This window comes from Brevundimonas balnearis (assembly GCF_042434805.1).
Classification (GTDB): Bacteria; Pseudomonadota; Alphaproteobacteria; order Caulobacterales; family Caulobacteraceae; genus Brevundimonas; species Brevundimonas balnearis.
Genome location: NZ_JBHLSW010000001.1, coordinates 57,874 through 77,969 on the forward strand (window position 1 = coordinate 57,874; position 20,096 = coordinate 77,969).

Sequence of the window (20,096 nt, forward strand, 5' to 3'; positions counted from 1 at the left end):
TTTCGTCCTCGCGACGCGATCGCCGCGCTTATTAGCCACTTCCCTCTCCCTGTGGGAGAGGGCTTGAGCGCCCGAGAGCCCGCCCGGGCGATCGGACCTGCGCGAAAGGGTGAGGGGCTAGGTCGAAAGGCCTTCGGAGGGCAACCCCTCACCCTTTCGGCTTCGCGCATCGCTGCGCTCTGCGAGCCTCAAGCCCTCTCCCGCCGGGAGAGGGTTCCTCACCGATACGGCGCGTCGAGTTCCAGATTCTTCGCGATCACCCGCTCCCAGCGATCGCCGTTCGCGAGCAGGCGCTCCTTGTTGTAGTAGAGCTCCTCACGCGTGTCGGTGGAGAACTCCTGGTTCGGCCCCTCGACGATCGCGTCCACCGGGCAGGCCTCCTGGCACAGGCCGCAGTAGATGCACTTGACCATGTCGATGTCGTAGCGGGTCGTGCGGCGGCTGCCGTCCGGGCGCGGCTCGGACTCGATGGTGATCGCCTGGGCCGGGCAGATGGCCTCGCACAGCTTGCAGGCGATGCAGCGCTCCTCGCCGTTCGGATAGCGGCGCAGCGCGTGCTCGCCGCGGAAGCGCGGCGACAGGGGGTTGCGCTCGAACGGATAGTTCACGGTGGCCTTGGGCCTGAGCATGTACTTCACGGACAGGCCGATGGCGCCGATGACGTCCAGCATCATCGCGCCCTTGGTCGCCTGGACGATACGGGTGAACATCAGTCGGGGTCTCCGGGGCGCGTGCAGTCGCGCTCGTAGCGTTCGGTGGTCTTGTCCATCATGGCGCACAGGCGCCGGCGCTCGGCCTCGCGGTACTCGATTTCCTGCTGGCGGCGCTCCCACTGGTAGGAGCTCTGCGGCATGGCCTCATAGGCCGGCGCGCAGGCCGTGAGCGAAAGAGCGGCGATCAGGAGGGCGACGACGCGCATCACGCCCCCACCACGAACACGCGCCAGGCCGAGACCGCGGCCACGGCCACCAGCGAGGTCGGCAGGAAGATCTTCCAGCCCAGTCGCATCAGCTGGTCGTAGCGGTAGCGGGGCACGAAGGCCTTCACCATCGCGATCATCACGAACCAGAAGACGATCTTGGAGGCGAACACCAGGAAATAGAACAGGTTGGCCCAGAATTCCGGCCAGGCTTCGAGGAAGTCGGTGGGGAAGCCCGGATGCCAGCCGCCGAAGAACAGCAGGCTGATCATGGCGCACATGAAGACGATGTTGGCGTATTCGCCGATCATGAACAGCAGGTACGGGGTGGAGCTGTACTCCACCTGATAGCCGGCCACGAGCTCGGACTCGGCCTCGGGCAGGTCGAACGGCGGGCGGTTCGTCTCGGCCAGCGCCGAGATGAAGAAGATGATCGCCATCGGGAACATGATCAGCACGGTGGGCCAGGTGTCGGCCCCGCCGCCGAAGGCGAACCAGTTCCAGATCCAGCCCCCCTGCTCCGTCACGATGGCGGTCAGGTTCATGGTGCCGGCGAGCAGGATCACATTGATGATCACCAGGCCGATGGAGACCTCGTACGACACCATCTGCGCGGCGGACCGCAGCGACCCCAGGAACGGGTACTTCGAGTTCGAAGCCCACCCGCCCATGATGATGCCGTAGACGCCCAGCGAGCTGATCGCGAAGATGTAGAGGATGCCGACGTTCAGGTCGGAGATGACCCAGCCCGGCGCGAACGGCACCACCGCCCACGCGATGAAGGCCAGGATGAAGGTGATCAGCGGCGCCAGGAGGAACACCGCCTTGTCGGCCCCGGCCGGGATCACGACCTCCTTCAGCACGAACTTGAAGAAGTCCGCGAACGACTGAAGCAGGCCGAAGGGGCCGACGACGTTCGGCCCTTTGCGCAGCTGCACGCCCGCCCAGATCTTGCGGTCCGCGAGCAGCAGGAAGGCCAGCGAGATCAGGATGCCGACCGTCACCAGCAGGATGCCGCCGGTGGTGATCAGGGTCCAGCCGAGGGGGGTGGTCCAGAAGTCCATGGCTTACTCCGCCGCCAGCAGGGCCGGCTGCGAGCGCTGGGCGCTCAGCTCGGCCATCGTCGCGCTGGCGCGCTGGATCGGGTTCATCAGGTAGGGGTCGGTGATCGGCGAGCGGAACGCCACATCGCCCAGTTCGCCTTTCTGTCCAAGGGCTTCGACCTTGAAGCCCTGGGCCGGCGCCAGATAGTCGACGCGGCCGAAGGTCGGGTGATCCGCCATCAGCCGGGTCCGCAGCTGGTCCAGGTTGTCGTAGGGCAGCGTGTGGCCGACGCGTTCGGACAGGGCGCGCAGGATGGCCCAGTCCTCCTTGGCATCGCCCTTGGGGAAGACCACCCGCTCGGCCATCTGCACCCGGCCCTCGGTGTTGACGTAGAGGCCTGGCTTCTCGGTCCAGGCCGCGGCCGGCAGGATGACGTCCGCGCCGTGTGCGCCCCGGTCGCCGTGGCTGCCCAGATAGATCTTGAACGCGCCCGACGCCGAGGCGTCGATCTCGTCGGCCCCCATCAGGAACAGCACGTCCAGCGCGCCCTTCTTGACCATGTCGACGGCCGACAGGCCGCCCTCGCTGGGGACGAAGCCCATGTCCAGGCCGCCGACGCGGCTGGCGGCCGTATGCAGCACGTTGAAGCCGTTCCAGCCGTCCTTGACCACGCCGAGCTTGGCCGCCAGGCGCGCGACGGCGTTGAGGGTCGCGGGACCGTCCGGCCCCGCCAGGACGCCCGCGCCGACGATGATCATCGGCCGCTCGGCCTGACCAAGCGCGTCGGCCGCGGCCTTGGGAAGGCGCGACAGGGTCTTCGAGCCGTGACCCAGGAAGTCATAGTCGTAGGTCAGCTCCGCCCGCTCGCCGATCAGGCCGACCCGCGTCTTCCCGGTCAGCCAGGCCTTGCGGATGCGCGCGTTCAGCAGCGGCGCCTCCAGACGCGGGTTCGTGCCGATCAGCAGGATGGCGTCCGCCTGCTCCACGCCGGCGAGGCCGCTGTTGAACAGCCAGCCCTCGCGCGGGCCGGCGCCGAGGATCGAGCCGTCCTGGCGGCAGTCGGTGTTGGGCGAGCCCAGCGCCCGGAACAGGTCCAGCGCCGCCTTCATCGATTCCGCGTCCTGCAGGTCGCCGGCGACGACGCCGATCCGGTCAGGGCTCGCCGCCTTCAGCTTCGCGGCCACGGCGTCCAGCGCCTCGGCCCAGGTGGCGGGGCGCAGCTTGCCGTCCTCGCGCAGCCACGGGCGGTCGAGGCGACGCACGTTCAGCCCGTCCACCACATAGCGGCTGCGGTCGGCCAGCCACTCCTCATTGATGCCCTCGTGCACCCGCGGCAGGATCCGCATCACCTCCGCGCCCCGGCTGTCGGCGCGGATGTTGGAGCCCAGCGCGTCCATCACGTCGATGGTCTCGGTCTTCTTCAGCTCCCACGGGCGATAGTGGAACTGCCACGGCCGGTGGGTCAGGGCGCCCACCGGGCACAGGTCGTTGACGTTGCCGGACAGCTCGGAATCGATGTTCTTCTCGAGGTAGGTCGTGATCTCAGCGTCCTCGCCGCGGGAGATCATGCCGATGTCCGGAACGCCCGCGACCTCCGAGATGAAGCGAACGCAGCGCGTGCACTGGATGCATCGCGTCATGAAGGTCTTCACCGTCGGGCCCATGTTCTTTTCTTCGACGGCGCGCTTGTTCTCGGCGTAGCGCGAGCCGTCGCGGCCATAGCCCATGGCCTGGTCCTGCAGGTCGCACTCGCCGCCCTGGTCACAGATCGGGCAGTCCAGCGGGTGGTTGATGAGCAGGAACTCCATCACCCCTTCGCGGGCCTTCTTCACCATGGGCGTGTCGGTGAAGATCTCCTGGCCCTCGGCGGCCGGAAGCGCACAGCTGGCCTGCGGCTTGGGCGGCCCCGGCTTCACCTCGACCAGGCACATGCGGCAGTTGCCGGCGATCGACAGGCGCTCGTGATAGCAGAAGCGCGGAATCTCATGGCCCGCGCGCTCGGCGACCTGCAGCACGGTCATGCCGGGCTCGAACTCGGTCTCGACGCCGTTGACCTTGGCGATGGGCATCAGCGGGCCTCTTCGTCAGCGCGAACGGCGAGCATCGCCTGTTCGCTCGTCCCGTCGGGGAACGTCTGGTTCACTTCGATCTCTTCGCCGCGCAGCACATAGCGCACGACCGGGTCCTCGGCGGTGTCCATCCAGCGCTCCTGCGCCGGGTCCGGCAGGCCGGTGGGCCGCCAGCTGATCACGTCGCCCTCGACGCGGCACTCTGCGAACATGCGTCCGCCGTCGACCGGCGCCCGCCAGGAGGCGCGCACCACCCGGCCGTCCAGCCCCTCGATCTGCACGTCCGCGACCTGCTGGCCGTGAATGGCCGCCAGCCCCGCGCGGCAGACCCGGCGCAGGTCCGCCGCCGTCAGCTCGGCCGGCGCGACCGCGACCGCGTCCGACGTCGGCTGGCCGGCGCTGGCCGCCTCCGACGCGTCCGGCTGAGGCGCGCCCTGGCCGCAGGCGGCGAGCGCCAGGGCGGACAGACCGATGAGGGACAGGCGCAGACTCATGCTCACTCCGCCGCGATCGCGTGGCCGGCGAAGTTGGCGCGGCGGCTGCGGTACTGGGCGATGCGGTCCTCGATCTCGTGGCGGAAGTGCCGGATCAGGCCCTGCACCGGCCAGGCGGCGGCGTCGCCCAGCGCGCAGATGGTGTGGCCCTCGACCTGGCCGGCGACGTCCAGCAGGAGGTCGATCTCCGACGGATCCGCCTCGCCCACCGCCATCCGCTCCAGCACGCGCCACATCCAGCCGGTGCCCTCGCGGCACGGGGTGCACTGGCCGCAGCTCTCGTGCTTGTAGAAGTAGCTGATGCGGGCGATCGCCTTCACCAGGTCGGTCGACTGGTCCATGACGATGACCGCCGCGGTGCCCAGCCCCGAGCGCATCTCGCGCAAGGAGTCGAAGTCCATCAGCGCCGTCTCGGCCATCTCGGCCGTGATCAGCGGCACCGACGAGCCGCCCGGGATCACGGCCTTCAGGTTGCCCCAGCCGCCCCGCACGCCGCCGCAGTGCTCCTCCAGCAGCTGACGCAGCGGAATCGACATGGACTCTTCCACGTTGCAGGGCGTGTTCACGTGGCCCGAGATGCACATCAGCTTGGTGCCGGTGTTGTTCGGCCGGCCGAAGCCCGCGAACCAGTCCGCCCCGCGCCGCAGGATCGTGCCCACGACCGCGATCGACTCGACGTTGTTCACCGTGGTCGGACAGCCGTACAGGCCCGCGCCCGCCGGGAACGGCGGCTTCAGGCGCGGCTGGCCCTTCTTGCCCTCCAGGCTTTCCAGCAGCGCCGTCTCCTCGCCGCAGATGTAGGCGCCGGCGCCGTGGTGGACGTAGACGTCGAAATCCCAGCCGTGGATGTTGTTCTTGCCGATCAGGCGGGCCTCATAGGCCTGTTTGACCGCCTCCTCGAGCACCTCGCGCTCGCGAACGTACTCGCCGCGCAGATAGATGTAGCAGGCGTGGGCCTGCATGGCGAAGCTGGCGATCAGGCAGCCCTCGATCAGCAGGTGGGGATCATGGCGCATGATCTCCCGGTCCTTGCAGGTGCCGGGCTCGGACTCGTCGGCGTTGACCACGAGGTAGTGCGGCCGGTCCTTCACCTCCTTGGGCATGAAGGACCACTTCAGACCGGTCGAGAAGCCCGCGCCGCCGCGTCCGCGCAGCCCGGAGTTCTTCACCTGGGCGATGATCCAGTCGCGGCCCATGGCCAGCATGTCCGGCGTGGCGTTCCAGCAGCCGCGCTTGCGGGCGCCCTCCAGGCTCCAGTCGTGCAGGCCGTAGAGGTTGGTGAAGATGCGGTCCTTGTCTTCCAGCATGCCGATCATCGGGCCGTCTCCTGAACGTCCGCCGCCGCCCAGGCCGCGGCCACGCGGGCGAGACAGCTCGCTTCGACGGTCGCGGGTCTCGCGTTCGTTGACGACCGGCGTCCGGTCGCCGGGGCTGGGTTTCTGGGGAGCTTGGCTTGGCGCATCAGGCGATCCGGAGGACGGGGTCGGCGACAGGGGCGCGGCGGGCGCCCGGGACGAAGGTTGCGGCGGCTGCTGGGCTTGCGCCTGGGCCCCGCCGAGCGACAGGGACGTGGCCCCCGCCAGATTGGCCAGGAACACGCCCGCCTGGCGCGCCGCCTGGGCCAGACGTCCGGCCCCTCGCCGCCTTGAATCCGAACTCATGACGCCGCCCCCAACGTCCGGTTTCCGTCAGACCCGCAGATGATGCCGCGCGCGTGCGAAGGGCGCGCGACGTTTCGCCTGAACCGATCATCGCGCCGCTCCGTCGAGCTCCGCCATACGGCGACGGTGATGGCGGGTGCGCATGGCGATCGACGAGATGACCAAGACCCAGCCCGCGGCCAAGAGGCCGTAGGCGACCACGACGCCCTGCTCGGCCCAGGCCTGGCCGCCGTCGCGCGCCGCCGCGACCCACAGGGCGGCGATCACGATCAGGGCGAGCCCGCCCCAGCGCCAGCGCCAGCCGACGCGGCGCAGCTCGCGCCGATAGGCGGCGCGGCCGTCCTCGGTGCTGAGGTCGGGAGGCGTCATCCCGTCACCGGCTCCGCGTTCGGGAGCTTCTTGATCGGCTTGGCCGCCGAGCCGTCATAGAGCTTCGGATCGGTCAGGGTCAGCGGACCGCCGGCCGGCGCCGAATTGGTGCGTTCGACGTAGGTGCCCGGCTTCGGCGTCTTGCCCGCCGCGAAGTCGTCGATGATCTGGGCCAGCGTTTCCGGCGTCAGGTCCTCGAAATAGTAGTCGTTGATCTGGGCCATCGGCGCGTTGACGCAGGCGCCCAGGCACTCGACCTCCTGCCAGGTGAAGCGGCCGTCGGCGCTGAGCCTGTCCTTCGGCCCGATCTTGTCCTTGCAGACCTTCATCAGGTCGCCCGAGCCCCGCAGCATGCACGGGGTGGTGCCGCACACCTGGATCAGGGCGGTCGTGCCGACCGGCTCCAGCATGAACATGGTGTAGAAGGTCGCCACCTCCAGCACCCGGATGTAGGGCATGCCCAAGAGTTCGGCGATCGCGCGGATCGCGGGCTCGGAGACCCAGCCCTCCTGCTTCTGCACCAGCCACAGGATCGGGATCACCGCCGACTGGCGGCGGTCGGCCGGATACTTGGCGATCCACCAGTCGGCCTTGGCCCTGGTCGCCTTCGAGAAGGCGAAGGTCGCCGGCTGTTCCTTGGCGAGACGACGGACGCTCATTGCGACGGATACCTCTGAAGGGCGACGATGCGCGCGCGCGCGCGGCGAACGACCGGCAGCCATTGGGCCAGGAGCCCCGCGCCGGCGATGGAGAACATCGCGCCGGTCCACCAGGCCTGATCCCGCAGCGCGGGCTCGAGGGCCCCGATCACCACGATGACGAGGAACGGCGCGATGGGCCCCGTGACGATCAGGTCGTCGCGGACCGCGCCTCGCCAGCCCTCGGGGTGGCGGCGAGCCCTCGGACCCGTGATCGCGGCGAGCAGGAGAACGCCGACGAACGCGGCCACGACGATCGCCACCACGGCCCAGAACAGGATGTCGGCCAGCAGCGCCGTCACCGGTCCACCTCCCCGAACACGATGTCGAGCGACCCCAGGATGGCGGAGACGTCGGCCAGCATGTGGCCGCGGTTCATCCAGTCCATCGCCTGCAGGTGGCGGAAGCCGGGCGCGGAGATCTTGCAGCGGTACGGCTTGTTGGTGCCGTCGGACACCAGATAGACGCCGAACTCGCCCTTCGGCGCCTCGACGGCCGCATAGACCTCGCCCTCGGGCGTGCGGAAGCCCTCGGTATAGAGCTTGAAGTGATGGATCAGCGCCTCCATCGAGCGCTTCATCTCGGCCCGGCGCGGCGGGACGATCTTGTTGTCCTCGACCATCACGGGCGCGCCGACGTAGTTGCGCAGCCGGTGGATGCACTGCTCCATGATCCGCACCGACTGCTTCATCTCCTCGACGCGGACGAGGTAGCGGTCCCAGCAGTCGCCGTTCTTGCCGACGATGACGTCGAACTCCAGGTCGGCGTAGCACTCGTAGGGCTGCGACTTGCGCAGGTCCCAGGCGATGTCGGAGCCGCGCAGCATCACGCCCGAGAAGCCCCAGGCCAGCGCCTGCTCCTTGGACACCACGCCGATGTCGACGTTGCGCTGCTTGAAGATGCGGTTCTCGGTGACGAGGCTCTCGATGTCCTTGAGCGCCGCCGGGAAGGTCTTGCACCACCGGTCGATGTCGTCGATCAGGTCGGCGGACAGATCCTGGTGCACGCCGCCCGGCCGGAAATAGTTGGCGTGCAGGCGAGCGCCCGAGGCGCGCTCGTAGAACACCATCAGCTTCTCGCGCTCCTCGAAGCCCCAGAGCGGCGGTGTCAGGGCGCCGACGTCCATGGCCTGGGTCGTCACGTTCAGCAGGTGCGACAGGATCCGCCCGATCTCGCTGTAGAGCACGCGGATCAGCTGGGCCCGATAAGGCACGTCGATGCCCAGCAGGCGCTCGATGGCCAGGCAGAAGGCGTGCTCCTGGTTCATCGGCGAGACGTAGTCCAGCCGGTCGAAGTACGGCACGTTCTGGAGGTAGGTGCGCGCCTCCATCAGCTTCTCGGTGCCGCGATGCAGCAGGCCGATATGCGGATCGACGCGGGTCACGACCTCGCCGTCGAGCTCCAGCACCAGCCGCAGCACGCCGTGGGCGGCCGGGTGCTGGGGGCCGAAGTTGATGGTGAACTTGCGGTCGTCGAGCGCGCGGGCGTGCTCGCTGCGCGTGTCCAGCGGCATGTCGGCGAAGGCGTCGACGTCGGTGGTCGGGGTCACGGGGGTCTTGGCGCCGTCAGCCATCAGCGAGGTCCTCGTCCAGCGACGCCTTGCGCCGCGTCAGCGCCACCAGCCAGCCGAGCGCGAGCGTCAGGACGCCCATGCCGGAGACGGCCGCCGTCGAAATCTCCCAGTCGCCCGTCAGCACCGCGATCGCCAGCGGCGTCGACAGGAGCACCGCCGACGCCCCCAGCAGCGCGCTCTGAAGCTCCCCCGCCGACAGCCTGCGGATGCCCGCGCCGACCGCCAGGCACACCACCGCGATCATGATCGCCACGCCCAGCGCCTGCAGCTGCCCCTGCTCCACCTCCGGCGCGCGCGTGAACCAGCCGGTCAGCCGCGCGCCCAGCGTGAACAGAAAGGCCGTCGAGAAGGTCACCAGGAAGAACGAGGCGGCGGACCGGGCGGCGGTGCGGTTCATGGCCGATCATCCCTTGTGCTTGGGCGGTTCGCCCGGCTGAGCCTTCTCATCGCCCGGCAACACCGGCGCCGGGTACTCAGCCCCTTCCCAGGGGGACAGGAAATCGAAGTTGCGGAACTCCTGCTGCAGACGCACGGGCTCATAGACCACGCGCTTCTGCTCCTCGTCGTAGCGGACCTCGACATAGCCGGTCATCGGGAAGTCCTTGCGCAGCGGATGCCCCTCGAAGCCGTAGTCGGTCAGCAGGCGGCGCAGGTCCGGATGGCCGGAGAACAGCATGCCGTACATGTCGAACGCCTCGCGCTCGAACCATTCGGCGGACGGATAGACGCCGATGACGCTGGGCACCGGCTGGACCTCGTCGGTCGCCACCTTGACCCGCACCCGCACGTTCCGGGTCAGCGACAGCAGGTGGTAGACCACCTCGAACCGCTCGGCGCGGTCGGGATAGTCGGCGCCGCACACGTCCAGCAGCTGCTGGAAGCCGAAGCGGTCCTTCAGCGCGCCCAGAACCTCGACGATCCGCTCGCGCGGCGCGACCAACGTCAGTTCGCCGAACGCCACCTGGGCCTCGACGCCCAGCTCGGCCACCATCTCGGTCCCCAGCGGGGTCAGCGCGGCCTCGGTCGCCGCGATCCGCTCCAGCGCGTTCATCGCTCGATGGTCCCCGTGCGACGGATCTTCTTCTGCAGCTGCAGCAGGCCGTAGATCAGCGCCTCGGCGGTCGGCGGACAGCCGGGCACATAGACGTCGACCGGCACGACCCGGTCGCAGCCGCGCACGACGCTGTAGCTGTAGTGGTAGTAGCCGCCGCCGTTGGCGCAGCTGCCCATCGACACGACATAGCGCGGGTCGGGCATCTGGTCATAGACCTTGCGCAGCGCCGGAGCCATCTTGTTGGTCAGGGTGCCGGCGACGATCATCAGGTCGGACTGGCGCGGGCTGGCGCGCGGGGCCATGCCGAAGCGCTCCAGGTCGAAGCGCGGCATCGAGGCCTGGATCATCTCCACCGCGCAGCAGGCCAGGCCGAACGTCATCCACATCAAGGAGCCCGTGCGCGCCCAGGTGATGACGTCGTCCAGCGCCGCCGTCAGGAAGCCGTGCTCGGCCAGCTCGGTGTTGACCGCCTCGAAGAACTTGTCGTGGACGGCGGGGTCATAGCCCTGGACCGTCGAGCGCGCGCCCTCGCCGTAGGGCGTCAGCGCCGAGGTCGGCCCCTCGATCTTGGGGGTGATCACTCCCATTCCAGCGCGCCCTTCTTCCACTCGTAGAGGAACCCGACCGTCAGCACGCCCAGGAACGCCATCATCGACCAGAAGGCGAAGACCATGCCTTCACGGCTCAGGTCGAACATCGACACGGCCCAGGGGAACAGGAAGGCGACCTCGAGGTCGAAGATGATGAAGAGGATCGAGACCAGATAGAACCGCACGTCGAACTTCATCCGCGCGTCGTCGAAGGCGTTGAAGCCGCACTCGTAGGCGGACAGCTTTTCGGTGTCCGGGTTCTTCGGGGCCAGCACGAAGGCGGCGACCACGAACAGCAGACCCAGAACCGCCGCGATCCCCAGGAAGATCACGATCGGCAGATAGTCGAGCAGGAATTCGGTCATCGGGATGCCTTGAGCCGCCGGGGAGGCGGCGGATTCGGCGCTTTCTAGACCTACTCCCCGCCCCGTTCAAACCCATGCGTCGAAAGGTTTTTCTTGCGATCCGCTCGCAAGTTTCGGCGCCTTGCCGCTTGCAAAGCCGAGCCGTCGTGGCTCCTTATACGAGCTGGTCAGCAAAAAGCGCGGGAGAGGCGTGTGGGGATCGGCAACGGGATTCTGGGATTCGTGGAGAAGGCGGGCAACCGTCTGCCCGATCCGGTCTTCATCTTCGTCTGGTTCATCGGCTTCCTGGTGATCGGCAGCGTGGCGGCGGCGGCCTATGGGCTGAGCGCCGTCAACCCGGTGGACGGCCAAGCGGTGGCGGCGCAGAGCCTGCTGTCCAGCGAGAACCTGCGGCGACTGTTCGTCGACATGCCCAAGACGCTGACCGGGTTCGCCCCGCTGGGCTATGTGCTCGTCGTCATGCTGGGAGCCGGGGTCGCGGAACGCACCGGCCTGTTCTCCGCCGCCATGCGCGCCGGCATCCGTCGGGCTCCCAAGGCGCTGCTGACCCCGATCGTCGTCTTCGTGGGCATCGTCTCGAACCACGCTTCGGACGCCGGCTATGTGGTGCTGGTCCCGCTGGCGGGCCTGGTCTTCGCGGCCGCCGGCCGTCACCCGGTCGCGGGCATCGCCGCCGGCTTCGCGGCGGTGTCGGGCGGATTCTCGGCCAACCTGTTCCCCGGTCACCTCGATGCGCTGCTCCTTGGCCTGACCGAACCGGCCGCGCGGCTGATTCAGCCGGACTGGACCGCGAACATCGCCGGCAACTGGTACTTCATCGTCGCCATGACGGTCGTATTCGTGCCGTTGGCCTGGTTCGTGACCGACCGGATCATCGAGCCGCGCCTGGGCCCTTGGCAGCCGACGGCGGACGCGCCGGTCCAGCTGAGCGATTCCGAGCTGTCGCGCGAGGAGAAGCGCGGCCTGTGGTGGGCCGGTCTGGCGGCGCTGCTGGTCATCGGCGCCTGGACCGCGATGAGCGTTTCGCCGAATCCGCCACTGGTCGATCTGACCGCGGAACCGACCGAGCGGATGACCCCGTTCTACCAGTCGCTGGTGGCCGGCTTCTTCGTGCTGTTCCTGGCGACCGGGGTCGCCTTCGGCGTGGCGGCGAGGACGCTCAAGGATCACCGGCACCTGGTGAAGATGCTCACCGAATCCATGGCGGTGATGGCGCCCTACATCGTACTGGCCTTCGTCGCGGCGCACTTCGTGGCCATGTTCAACTGGTCGAATCTGGGCGTGATCCTGGCCATCCTCGGCGCGGAGCAACTGAGCGCGAGCGGCCTGCCGGCTTGGCAGTTGCTGATCGCGATCGTGCTGCTGGCGGCGACGGTGAACATTTTCATCGGCTCGGCCTCGGCCAAGTGGGCGGCGATGGCGCCCGTCATGGTGCCGATGCTGATGCTGCTGGGCATCAGCCCCGAGATGGCGACCGCCGCCTATCGCATGGGCGACTCGGTCACGAACATCATCACGCCGCTGATGGTCTACTTCCCGCTGATCCTCGGCTTCTGCCAGCGCTGGGTGCCGGGCTTCGGGGTCGGCAATCTGATGGCGACGATGCTGCCCTACTCCTTCTTCTTCCTGATCGGCGGGGCCATCATGACCGGCGCGTGGGTGTTCCTCGACCTGCCGCTGGGCGGCGGCGAGACGGTTCACTACGACCTGAACGAGGCCCGCGCCGCGGTTCAGGCGGCGCCAGCGCAATAGTTGGTCGGGGGCGCTTGACAGGCTCAGGCGCCCCCGCCTAAACGACGCCCCTCGCTGCGGGCCGGTTCGCCGCTCCGCCACGGGAAACGCGGGTGTAGCTCAGTTGGTTAGAGTGCCGGCCTGTCACGCCGGAGGTCGCGGGTTCGAGCCCCGTCACTCGCGCCACCGTCTTCGTCGGATCGAAGAGGTGGCGCACCGCCTTTCCCCCTCGAAAGCAAGCTGAAACGCCCTGGGCCGCTGTCTCGATCGGCACGCCGCCTTTCCGCGATTTCATCAATCCAGCCACATTCCCGCCCTCATTCGCTACAAACGTAGCGCTACATTTGTAGCGAGGGCCGTCATGATCGAGACTCTGCCCCGTCGCGAACGCGACGTGTTCGAGGTGCTGTGCCGTCTGGGCGAGGCGTCCGCCGGGGATGTCCGCCAAGCCCTGCCCGACCCTCTGAGCGATTCCGCCGTAAGAACGCTGCTGTCGCGGCTGGAGGCCAAGGGTCTGGTGCGTCGCCGCCCGGGCGCCGGCTCCAACCTCTACGCGCCGGTCCAGGACGCCGAGACCGTCGCCGCCGGGGCCCTGTCACGCGTGATCGACACATTCTTCAACGGATCGGCGGCGAGCGCGGCGACCGCGCTGCTCGGCATGACCCGCGCCCTCAAGCCCGAGGAGCTCGCCGCTCTGGAGCGGGCCATCGATGAAGCCAAGGAGCGGGCGTCGTGATCCCGGCCCTGATCATGCTGGTGGCCAAGGCGACCGCGATCCTGGGCTTCGCGCTTGGGATCGTCGCCCTGGCGCGCGGGCGCCCCGCGGCCGAGCGGGTGATCGTCCTGCGCGCGGCCGTGCTCGTCCTTCTGGCCCTGCCGGCGGTCGCGCTGGTCGGGCCGGACCTCCGGCTCGAGGTCCCGGCGGCGGGACGGCCCCACACCTTCGAGGTGCCGTCCACGGACATCCGGGTGGCGGTGGACCCCTCCGACGTCGTCGTGCCGAGCTCAAGGTCGGAGCTGGTGCTCGGTGTCTGGGCCCTGGGCGCTCTTGCGCTTGCGGGCCGGTTCGCCCTCGGCGTGGCCGCGCTCGGCCGCTGGGACCGGCGCGCGGCGCGGGTGCGGGACCCGGCCTGGCTGGCCGCGCTGCGGCGCCTTTCGCTTCGCCGCCGGCCCAGCCTGCGCGTGTCGGCCGATGTCGCGACGCCGCTGAGCTGGGGCCTGTCGCCCGGCCGGATCCTGATCGGACCGGCGCAGCTGGCGCGGCCGGAACAGGCCGAGGCCATCCTCGCGCACGAACTCGCGCACATCCGGCGGGGCGACTGGCCGTTCCTGGTCCTGGCCCGGCTGGTCCTGGCCCTCTTCTGGTTCCACCCGCTGGTCTGGAGCCTGGCGCGCCGGCTGGAGGCGCTGTCGGAGCAGGCGGTCGACGAGATGGTCGTGCGCCGGATCGATCGCGAACTCTACGCCCGCACCCTGCTCGGCGCCGCCCGCCTCGCCCGCCCTCACCCCGCCCATGGCGCCGCCGCCGGCATGACCGGCCCGGCCCGCTCTCTCGCTGAAAGGATCAAGGTCGTCATGTCGAACGCATCTCCCGCCCCGTCCCGGCCCTGGGCCGTCGCCGCCGCCGTCGGCGCCCTGCTGGTCGTCGCCACCCCTCTGGCCGCCCTGGAGTTGTCGCGGGGGCCGGGCGGATTCGCGCCGCCCGCGCCCCCGGCGCCCCCCTCCGCCGCCGTCATCGCCGCGCTGGCCCCCGTCGCCCCGCCCGCGCCGCCGCGGCCCCAGGGCCCTCCGGCGCCGCCCGCGCCGCCCGCGCCGCCCGCGCCGCCGAGCGCGCCTGACGGCGGCGCCGTGCGCTACTTCGTGGACGAGGGCGGAGCCTATGTCGTGGAACAGGACGGCGTGCGGCGTCCGATGACCGAAGACGAACGGCGCGAGATGGAGGCCGCCCGGCAGGCGGCTCGCGAGGCGAGGGAACTCGCACGGCAGGCCCAGGCCGATGCGAGCCTCGCCCGGAGTCAGGCGCGGGCGTCCGCCGCGGAGGCCAGGGCCCAGGCCCGCGCCGCTCACGCCCACCGCGCCGCCGGGCACGGCGAGGCCTATCGCGAGGCCGGCCGCCTCCACGCCGCCGCCGCCGAGGCGCGCGCCCGAGGCGTCGCGGCCCGCGCCGACGCCATCGCGGCCCGCGAGCAGGCCCGGCGCGCCATGGCGGACGCCCGCGTCCAGATGACCCGAGGCGCCGACGAGATGGAGCGCGGAGCCCGGCAGATGCGATCGGAAGCGGAGCGTCTGCGCGATCCCGCCTATCGCGCCCGTCAGATCGAGCGTGCGCGGGACGAGGGCCGGACCGTGACGGACGACCAGCTGCTGGACGCGATTCCCCGGATGCTCGACGGCGCCGACCAGATGGAGCGGGGCGCCGCTCAGATGCGGGCGGAGGCGCGCCGGGCGGGCTGAGCCTGTCCCGGCGGCGGGGGCTTAGAGCCTGATCGACTCAAGTGGAATCGCGAAGCGAATCCACTTGAGTCGTGAATCAGGCTCTCACTCAAAACTGGACCGAAATCTGAGCCCAGTTGGACTGCGTCCAACTAAACCGATTTCGGTCTAGGCCCCCGTTCGCTCAATGCACCGCGAGGGCCTCGGTCGGTTCGACGAAGGCGCGCTGTCCCGAAACCTCGCCATAGACCATGCAAAGGCCCTCGAACACGCGGTTCCAGGCGAACTGTTCGAGGGTCTTGACCCGCGCGGCCGCGCCGAGCGACGCGAGGTCCCGCTCGAAGAGGGCGCTGATCGCCTCCGCGTAATCGTCAGGGTCGGCGCTGACCGCCAGCTGCCCGACGCCGTCGTCGACCGTCTCGGCCACCCCGCCGGCGTTGACGCCGACCACGGGCACGCCGCAGGCCATCGCCTCCAGGACGATGAGGCCGAACGGCTCCTTGTCGTTGGCGTGCACGAAGGCGTCGCAGCTGGCGATGATGCGCGCCACGGCCTTCGGATCGCGTTCGTAGGGAAGGCTGATCACCCGGTCTTCCTGGGGCAGGCCCTGCCCCGCCCCCACAAGCACGAGATGGTACGGCGCGCCCAGCTTCTGAACGGCGTCGATCAGGACGTCGACGTTCTTCTCCCGCGCCGGCCGCCCCGCGAAGCAGAGCAGGCGCGCGTCGGACGGCAGGTTCAGCTGGCGCCGCAGGCCCTCTCGGTCCGCGCGGTCCGGGCGGAAGGTGTCGACCTCCACCCCCAGCGGACGGATGACGATGTCGGCCACGCCCGCTTCCTCCAGGCGTCGCGCGATGTAGCGGCTGGGCGACACGACGCGGTCGAACTGCTTGAAAAGTTTCGCCCAGCGCTTCTCGACCGGCTTTTTGGCCCACTCGCCCAGATGCAGCGCCGCCAGCGCCGCCGGATCGGAATGGCAGAAACCGACCACCGGACAGCCGACGCGCTGCCCGGCCTCCAGCGCCGCCTGCCCGGGGGTGTAGGGATCGCCCGCCTCGATCACCGCCGGGCGCATGGCCGACACCCAGGCGCTCCAGCGGCGCACGGACGTCGGCCAGCGATAGCCGTCGCCGAACGGCAGCTTGGCCGCGTGCAGGTGCAGAGTGCCGTCCGCCGCGACGCGGTGCCGGGCGCCCGGGACGATCAGCCCGTGGCTCACGCCGGGCCTGTGGGCGGTCAGCCAGGCCTTCTTGGAGGTCAGGTACCGCTTCACCCCGCCGGAGCGGGGCGCGTAGAGCATCGTCGTGTCGACCAGACGAGGGCGCGACTCGTCATGCGAGGCGGTCACGGCGCGCAGCGTGGTCGCCACCTCCTCGGCGCGGCCGGGGATGGGCCAGAGTTCGGTTTCCAGCGCTTCGTAGGTCAACATGCGTTCGGTCGTGATGGCGTCGTCGCGCTCCCTAACGGTCGAAGCGCGGGATCGGATGCGAGAAGCGGATTTGCGGGCGGCCATCGTCCACGCCCCTACGCCCCCGCCACGTTAAGCTCAAGCTCGGTGTGGACAGCTCCGGTGAGCGACGGTAGGTGGGGTTTGGCCTTGCATTCGCCTCAAATTCGCGAAAGTTGGGTCAGGTCGGCTGACGCTCCGGGAGGGCCGTCGACGCCCGGCGTGCATGTCACCTGAAGGGTTGTTTCCGAATGCGTATCCTCCTCGCGACCGCGGCGGCGCTCGCTCCGCTCATGGCCGCCGCCGGGGCGCACGCCGAGGTGGTCATCTCGACGAACCGTACGACGGCGATCCGTACCTCGAACGCGACCGGATCCACGCCGGACAACATCCGGCTCGCCAGCGGCGGCACGATCACGCTTAACACCGGCTCCGCCATCACGATCGACTCGGCCAACTCGGTCGACCTCGACAGCGGCTCGCAGATCGTCATGGAGCGGGCGGCCGACGGCGCCGTCGGCATCGACGCGGTGGCCGGCGGCGCGGGCGACATCACGGTCGGCGGCACGATCCGCATCACCGACACTCTCGACAGCTACGAGGACACCGACGACGACGGCGACCTCGACGGTCCGCTCGCCCAGGGGCAGAACCGCTACGGCGTGCGCATCGCCGGGACCGGGACCTATGTCGGCGACGTGATCGTCGAGAACAGCGGCTCGATCTCCGTCGAGGGCAACAATTCCGCCGGCATCCTGATCGACCGCGATCTGGACGGCCGCCTCGAGACGCGCGGCTCCGTGTCGGTCATCGGCGACGACAGCTTCGGCATCCGCACCACGGGGCGCGTCGAGTCCGTGACGATCGGGGCCAACACCTCTGCCAACGGCCGAAACGCGGTGGGCGCGGCCATCGACGGGGACGTGACCGGACGCGTCACCATCCAGGGCTCCGTCGCCTCAACGGGGTATCGCTACACGCAACGGCCGATCGCCGCGCTCGACTTCGAGGTGCGGGACGAGGATCTCTACCTCGAGGATCTGGACGAGGACGACCTGTTGCAGGGCGGGCCCGCCGTGCGGATCGCCGGCGATGTCGGCGGCGGCATCCTGCTCGACATCGCTCCCACCTACCTCGGCGGGATCGAGGCGGACGCCGACGGCGACGGCGTCGAGAACGGCGACGAAGACGACGACGGCGACGGGACCATCAATTCCGAGGATACCGACCGCGACGGCGACGGGGTCATCGACACCGAGGAACGCAACGCCTCGATCACGACCTACGGCGGCGCTCCCGCCCTGCTGATCGGCTCCAGCACCGAGGCCACGAACGTCGGCACGGTGGGGACGGGCGACCTCGACTACGGCCTGATCAACCGAGGCTCGGTCACCGCGCTGGGCGTCTATGACGGCGTGGCCGCGACGGCGGTGCAGCTGGGCGCCGGCCAAGCGGTCCAGATCGCCGGAGGGGTCCTCAACGAAGGCTCGATCTCCAGCACGGCCTACGAGGCGGACGCGGCGGCGCTGCGCCTGACGACAGGGGCCGCCACGCCGCGGCTGGTCAACACCCAGACGATCAACGCGACCACCATTTCGGAAGGGGCCTTCAACGCCACCGGCCTGCTGATCCAGTCGGGGGCCGCCCTGCCCGCCGTCGAGAACAGGGGCACCATCGGCGGCGGCGTGTCCGGCGAGGCGTCCAACGCCTACGGCATTCGCGATTTGAGCGGCAGCCTCGGACAGATCACCAACTCGGGCATCATCTTCGCGCAGATCGTGGCGAACGACGACGATCTCGACGACGATGACGACAATCTGGACCCAGGCGACGAGGAAGTGACGGGCCAAGCGGTGGCGATCGACGTCTCGGCATCGACCGCCGGGGTCTCGGTGCTCCAGATCGGCGACGCCAGCGTCGACTATCTGACCGACTTCGACGGCGACGGTACGCCGGACTTCGAGGACACCGACGACGACGGCGACGGCATCCCCGACGCGGAAGACGACGACGACAACGACGACGACAACGACGGCGTGCCGAACGATCGCGAGCCGATCATCAGCGGCGCCATCCTGTTCGGCTCGGGCGCGGACACGCTGGACGTGCGCGACGGGTCGGTCAACGGCGACATCAGCTTCGGCGCCGGTCTGGATCGGCTGCTGATCAGCGGCGGCGCGACCGTCAGCGGAGCCCTGTCCGACAGCGACGCCCTGCTGGACATCACCATCGCCGACGGCGTGCTCGACGCCCGCCAGAGCACCACGCTCAACCTCAGCAACCTGAACGTCGGCGCCGACGGGACGCTGCTCGTGACGGTGGATCCCGCCACCAGCAGCGGCGGTCTGAACGTGTCCGGCACGGCTCAGTTCGCGAGCGGCGCCCAGCTCGGCGCGCGATTCAGCTCGCTGGTCCAGGGCACCCAGCGCCTGGTTCTGGTGCAGGCGACCGATCTGCAGGCCGGAGCCATCGACTTCGGCGATGTGGAGAGCAACTCGTCCTACATCTACAACATCGAGACGGGCGTCTCGACCACGGCAGACCAGATCTTCGTCGACGTACGGCGCAAGACCGCCGAAGAGCTCGAACTGATCGGCTCCGAGGCGGGAATCTACGATGCCCTCTATGAAGCGCTGGGCCTGAACGAGTCCCTGCAGGCGGCCTTCCTCGACCAGACCGACCGAGAAGGTCTGATCGACCTTTACGAGCAGATGCTGCCCGAACACGGCGGCGGCGCCCTGATGTCGCTGGCCAGCGGCGTCGACGCCGTCACCCGCGCGCTGACCGGCCGCAACGAGGTGCTCTCGGCCGGTGAGAGCAGCGCCTGGCTGCAGGAGATCAACTTCTACGCCGACAAGGACAAGACCGACAGCTACGGCTTCCGGTCCGAGGGCTTCGGCGTCGCCGGCGGCTATGAGCGCGGCACCGGCTTCGGCAACGTCGGCGTCAGCGTCGCCTTCACGTCCTCGGACATCGAAGACCCGGAGGCGGCCGCCGAAGAGAACCTGGCGGCGAGCCTGATCGAGCTCGGACTCTACTGGCGCGCGCAGGGCCAGTACTGGACGACCTGGGCCCGGGCGGCGGCGGGATACGCCTTCATGGACTCCACCCGCGAGATCGTGGGCGAGGGCCTGAACCTCGAGACCGAAGCCGACTGGAACGGCTACACCCTGGCGGCCGCCGGGGGCTTCTCCTACCGCCGCGACATCGGCCGGTTCGAGCTGCGTCCGGAGGTCTACGCCGAGTACTTCTGGCTGCAGGAGGACGGCTACGAGGAGGACGGCGCCGGCGACGGCTTCGACCTGATCGTGGACGACCGCTCGGGACACATCTTCTCGGCCACCGCGGCGATGAACATCGGAACGCGCCTGGGCCGCGACGGCTGGATCCGTCCGGAGCTGCGCGTCGGCTGGCGTCAGTATCTGTCGGTGGACTCCGGCGAGACCGTCGGCCGGTTCTCGGGCGGCACGCAGCAGTTCCTGCTGGCCAACGGCGCCATCGAGGGCGGCGGGCCGATCCTCGGCTTCCGACTGGGCATCGGCAACGACCTGGGCCTGCTGACCATCCAGGCCGACGCCGAGTCGATCGAGGACTACGTCCGCTACAGCCTGCTGCTGCGCGCCACCTTCCGCTTCTAACGTCCTGAGGA

The 20,096-nt window shown here is 69.5% G+C and carries 19 protein-coding genes and 1 tRNA gene; 5 read left to right on the forward strand and 15 right to left on the reverse strand.

Going from position 1 to position 20,096, the window contains the following annotated elements; all coding sequences use genetic code 11:
• Nucleotides 1–218: 218 nt before the first annotated feature.
• From nuoI to ACFFGE_RS00400, 14 genes are all read right to left on the reverse strand, one after another.
• Nucleotides 219–710 carry an NADH-quinone oxidoreductase subunit NuoI gene (gene nuoI / locus ACFFGE_RS00335; RefSeq protein WP_376833166.1) on the reverse strand — a complete coding sequence of 164 codons (492 nt, stop codon included), beginning with the start codon at nt 708–710 and terminating at the stop codon, nt 219–221.
• Nucleotides 710–919: a hypothetical protein gene (locus ACFFGE_RS00340; protein ID WP_376833168.1), complete on the reverse strand. Its 210-nt coding sequence runs from the start codon at nt 917–919 to the stop codon at nt 710–712. The genes nuoI and ACFFGE_RS00340 overlap by 1 nt, the downstream gene beginning before the upstream one ends.
• Nucleotides 919–1,983, reverse strand: coding sequence for an NADH-quinone oxidoreductase subunit NuoH (gene nuoH / locus ACFFGE_RS00345; protein ID WP_376833170.1), 1,065 nt, complete (start codon nt 1,981–1,983; stop codon nt 919–921). The genes ACFFGE_RS00340 and nuoH overlap by 1 nt, the downstream gene beginning before the upstream one ends.
• 3 nt (nt 1,984–1,986) lie before the next feature.
• Entirely contained in the window at nt 1,987–4,032 is a 2,046-nt protein-coding gene (nuoG, locus tag ACFFGE_RS00350) for an NADH-quinone oxidoreductase subunit NuoG (RefSeq protein ID WP_376833172.1), read from the reverse strand.
• Nucleotides 4,032–4,526 carry a hypothetical protein gene (locus ACFFGE_RS00355; protein WP_376833174.1) on the reverse strand — a complete coding sequence of 165 codons (495 nt, stop codon included), beginning with the start codon at nt 4,524–4,526 and terminating at the stop codon, nt 4,032–4,034. Before ACFFGE_RS00355 ends, nuoG begins: the two co-directional genes overlap by 1 nt.
• 2 nt (nt 4,527–4,528) lie before the next feature.
• Nucleotides 4,529–5,842: an NADH-quinone oxidoreductase subunit NuoF gene (gene nuoF / locus ACFFGE_RS00360; protein ID WP_376833324.1), complete on the reverse strand. Its 1,314-nt coding sequence runs from the start codon at nt 5,840–5,842 to the stop codon at nt 4,529–4,531.
• A gap of 432 nt (nt 5,843–6,274) precedes the next feature.
• The gene (locus ACFFGE_RS00365) at nt 6,275–6,556 is read right to left on the reverse strand and encodes a hypothetical protein (protein ID WP_376833176.1); all 282 of its coding nucleotides are present in this window, start codon (nt 6,554–6,556) and stop codon (nt 6,275–6,277) included.
• Nucleotides 6,553–7,215 (reverse strand): NADH-quinone oxidoreductase subunit NuoE, encoded by a 663-nt coding sequence (nuoE, locus tag ACFFGE_RS00370; protein WP_376833178.1) that lies wholly within the window; start codon nt 7,213–7,215, stop codon nt 6,553–6,555. Before nuoE ends, ACFFGE_RS00365 begins: the two co-directional genes overlap by 4 nt.
• Entirely contained in the window at nt 7,212–7,556 is a 345-nt protein-coding gene (locus tag ACFFGE_RS00375; protein ID WP_376833180.1) for a hypothetical protein, read from the reverse strand. Before ACFFGE_RS00375 ends, nuoE begins: the two co-directional genes overlap by 4 nt.
• Nucleotides 7,553–8,767 carry an NADH-quinone oxidoreductase subunit D gene (locus ACFFGE_RS00380; RefSeq protein ID WP_376833326.1) on the reverse strand — a complete coding sequence of 405 codons (1,215 nt, stop codon included), beginning with the start codon at nt 8,765–8,767 and terminating at the stop codon, nt 7,553–7,555. Before ACFFGE_RS00380 ends, ACFFGE_RS00375 begins: the two co-directional genes overlap by 4 nt.
• Before the next feature lie 52 nt (nt 8,768–8,819).
• A complete protein-coding gene (locus ACFFGE_RS00385; RefSeq protein WP_376833182.1) occupies nt 8,820–9,224 on the reverse strand; it encodes a hypothetical protein in 405 nt (134 codons plus the stop codon).
• A gap of 6 nt (nt 9,225–9,230) precedes the next feature.
• Complete coding sequence (locus ACFFGE_RS00390) at nt 9,231–9,878, reverse strand: NADH-quinone oxidoreductase subunit C (protein WP_376833184.1); 648 nt, start codon at nt 9,876–9,878, stop codon at nt 9,231–9,233.
• On the reverse strand, nt 9,875–10,489 hold the full coding sequence (locus ACFFGE_RS00395; protein WP_376833186.1) for a NuoB/complex I 20 kDa subunit family protein: 615 nt from the start codon (nt 10,487–10,489) through the stop codon (nt 9,875–9,877). The genes ACFFGE_RS00390 and ACFFGE_RS00395 overlap by 4 nt, the downstream gene beginning before the upstream one ends.
• The gene (locus ACFFGE_RS00400) at nt 10,459–10,836 is read right to left on the reverse strand and encodes an NADH-quinone oxidoreductase subunit A (RefSeq protein ID WP_376833188.1); all 378 of its coding nucleotides are present in this window, start codon (nt 10,834–10,836) and stop codon (nt 10,459–10,461) included. The genes ACFFGE_RS00395 and ACFFGE_RS00400 overlap by 31 nt, the downstream gene beginning before the upstream one ends.
• A gap of 192 nt (nt 10,837–11,028) precedes the next feature.
• Between ACFFGE_RS00400 and ACFFGE_RS00405 the strand changes: the two genes are divergently transcribed.
• From ACFFGE_RS00405 to ACFFGE_RS00420, 4 genes are all read left to right on the forward strand, one after another.
• Complete coding sequence (locus ACFFGE_RS00405; RefSeq protein ID WP_376833190.1) at nt 11,029–12,588, forward strand: AbgT family transporter; 1,560 nt, start codon at nt 11,029–11,031, stop codon at nt 12,586–12,588.
• Nucleotides 12,589–12,676: 88 nt separating this feature from the next.
• A tRNA-Asp gene (locus ACFFGE_RS00410) sits at nt 12,677–12,753 on the forward strand.
• 175 nt (nt 12,754–12,928) lie between these two features.
• Complete coding sequence (locus ACFFGE_RS00415; protein ID WP_376833192.1) at nt 12,929–13,303, forward strand: BlaI/MecI/CopY family transcriptional regulator; 375 nt, start codon at nt 12,929–12,931, stop codon at nt 13,301–13,303.
• Nucleotides 13,300–15,021 carry a M56 family metallopeptidase gene (locus tag ACFFGE_RS00420; RefSeq protein WP_376833194.1) on the forward strand — a complete coding sequence of 574 codons (1,722 nt, stop codon included), beginning with the start codon at nt 13,300–13,302 and terminating at the stop codon, nt 15,019–15,021. Before ACFFGE_RS00415 ends, ACFFGE_RS00420 begins: the two co-directional genes overlap by 4 nt.
• A gap of 163 nt (nt 15,022–15,184) precedes the next feature.
• Here the strand turns inward: ACFFGE_RS00420 and ACFFGE_RS00425 are convergent, their stop codons facing one another.
• Complete coding sequence (locus ACFFGE_RS00425; RefSeq protein WP_376833196.1) at nt 15,185–16,429, reverse strand: glycosyltransferase; 1,245 nt, start codon at nt 16,427–16,429, stop codon at nt 15,185–15,187.
• A 269-nt stretch (nt 16,430–16,698) separates the two neighbouring features.
• On the opposite strand from ACFFGE_RS00425, the gene ACFFGE_RS00430 reads away from it, so the two are divergent.
• Nucleotides 16,699–20,085, forward strand: coding sequence for an autotransporter outer membrane beta-barrel domain-containing protein (locus tag ACFFGE_RS00430; RefSeq protein WP_376833198.1), 3,387 nt, complete (start codon nt 16,699–16,701; stop codon nt 20,083–20,085).
• The last annotated feature ends 11 nt before the right edge of the window (nt 20,086–20,096 follow it).

Coding starts and splice junctions, on each gene's coding strand:
- nuoI (WP_376833166.1), bottom strand. CDS start 710: ATGTTCACCCGTATCGTCCAGGCGACCAAGGGCGCGATGATGCTGGAC.
- ACFFGE_RS00340 (WP_376833168.1), bottom strand. CDS start 919: ATGCGCGTCGTCGCCCTCCTGATCGCCGCTCTTTCGCTCACGGCCTGC.
- nuoH (WP_376833170.1), bottom strand. CDS start 1,983: ATGGACTTCTGGACCACCCCCCTCGGCTGGACCCTGATCACCACCGGC.
- nuoG (WP_376833172.1), bottom strand. CDS start 4,032: ATGCCCATCGCCAAGGTCAACGGCGTCGAGACCGAGTTCGAGCCCGGC.
- ACFFGE_RS00355 (WP_376833174.1), bottom strand. CDS start 4,526: ATGAGTCTGCGCCTGTCCCTCATCGGTCTGTCCGCCCTGGCGCTCGCC.
- nuoF (WP_376833324.1), bottom strand. CDS start 5,842: ATGATCGGCATGCTGGAAGACAAGGACCGCATCTTCACCAACCTCTAC.
- ACFFGE_RS00365 (WP_376833176.1), bottom strand. CDS start 6,556: ATGACGCCTCCCGACCTCAGCACCGAGGACGGCCGCGCCGCCTATCGG.
- nuoE (WP_376833178.1), bottom strand. CDS start 7,215: ATGAGCGTCCGTCGTCTCGCCAAGGAACAGCCGGCGACCTTCGCCTTC.
- ACFFGE_RS00380 (WP_376833326.1), bottom strand. CDS start 8,767: ATGCCGCTGGACACGCGCAGCGAGCACGCCCGCGCGCTCGACGACCGC.
- ACFFGE_RS00385 (WP_376833182.1), bottom strand. CDS start 9,224: ATGAACCGCACCGCCGCCCGGTCCGCCGCCTCGTTCTTCCTGGTGACC.
- ACFFGE_RS00390 (WP_376833184.1), bottom strand. CDS start 9,878: ATGAACGCGCTGGAGCGGATCGCGGCGACCGAGGCCGCGCTGACCCCG.
- ACFFGE_RS00400 (WP_376833188.1), bottom strand. CDS start 10,836: ATGACCGAATTCCTGCTCGACTATCTGCCGATCGTGATCTTCCTGGGG.
- ACFFGE_RS00415 (WP_376833192.1), top strand. CDS start 12,929: ATGATCGAGACTCTGCCCCGTCGCGAACGCGACGTGTTCGAGGTGCTG.
- ACFFGE_RS00425 (WP_376833196.1), bottom strand. CDS start 16,429: ATGTTGACCTACGAAGCGCTGGAAACCGAACTCTGGCCCATCCCCGGC.
- ACFFGE_RS00430 (WP_376833198.1), top strand. CDS start 16,699: ATGCGTATCCTCCTCGCGACCGCGGCGGCGCTCGCTCCGCTCATGGCC.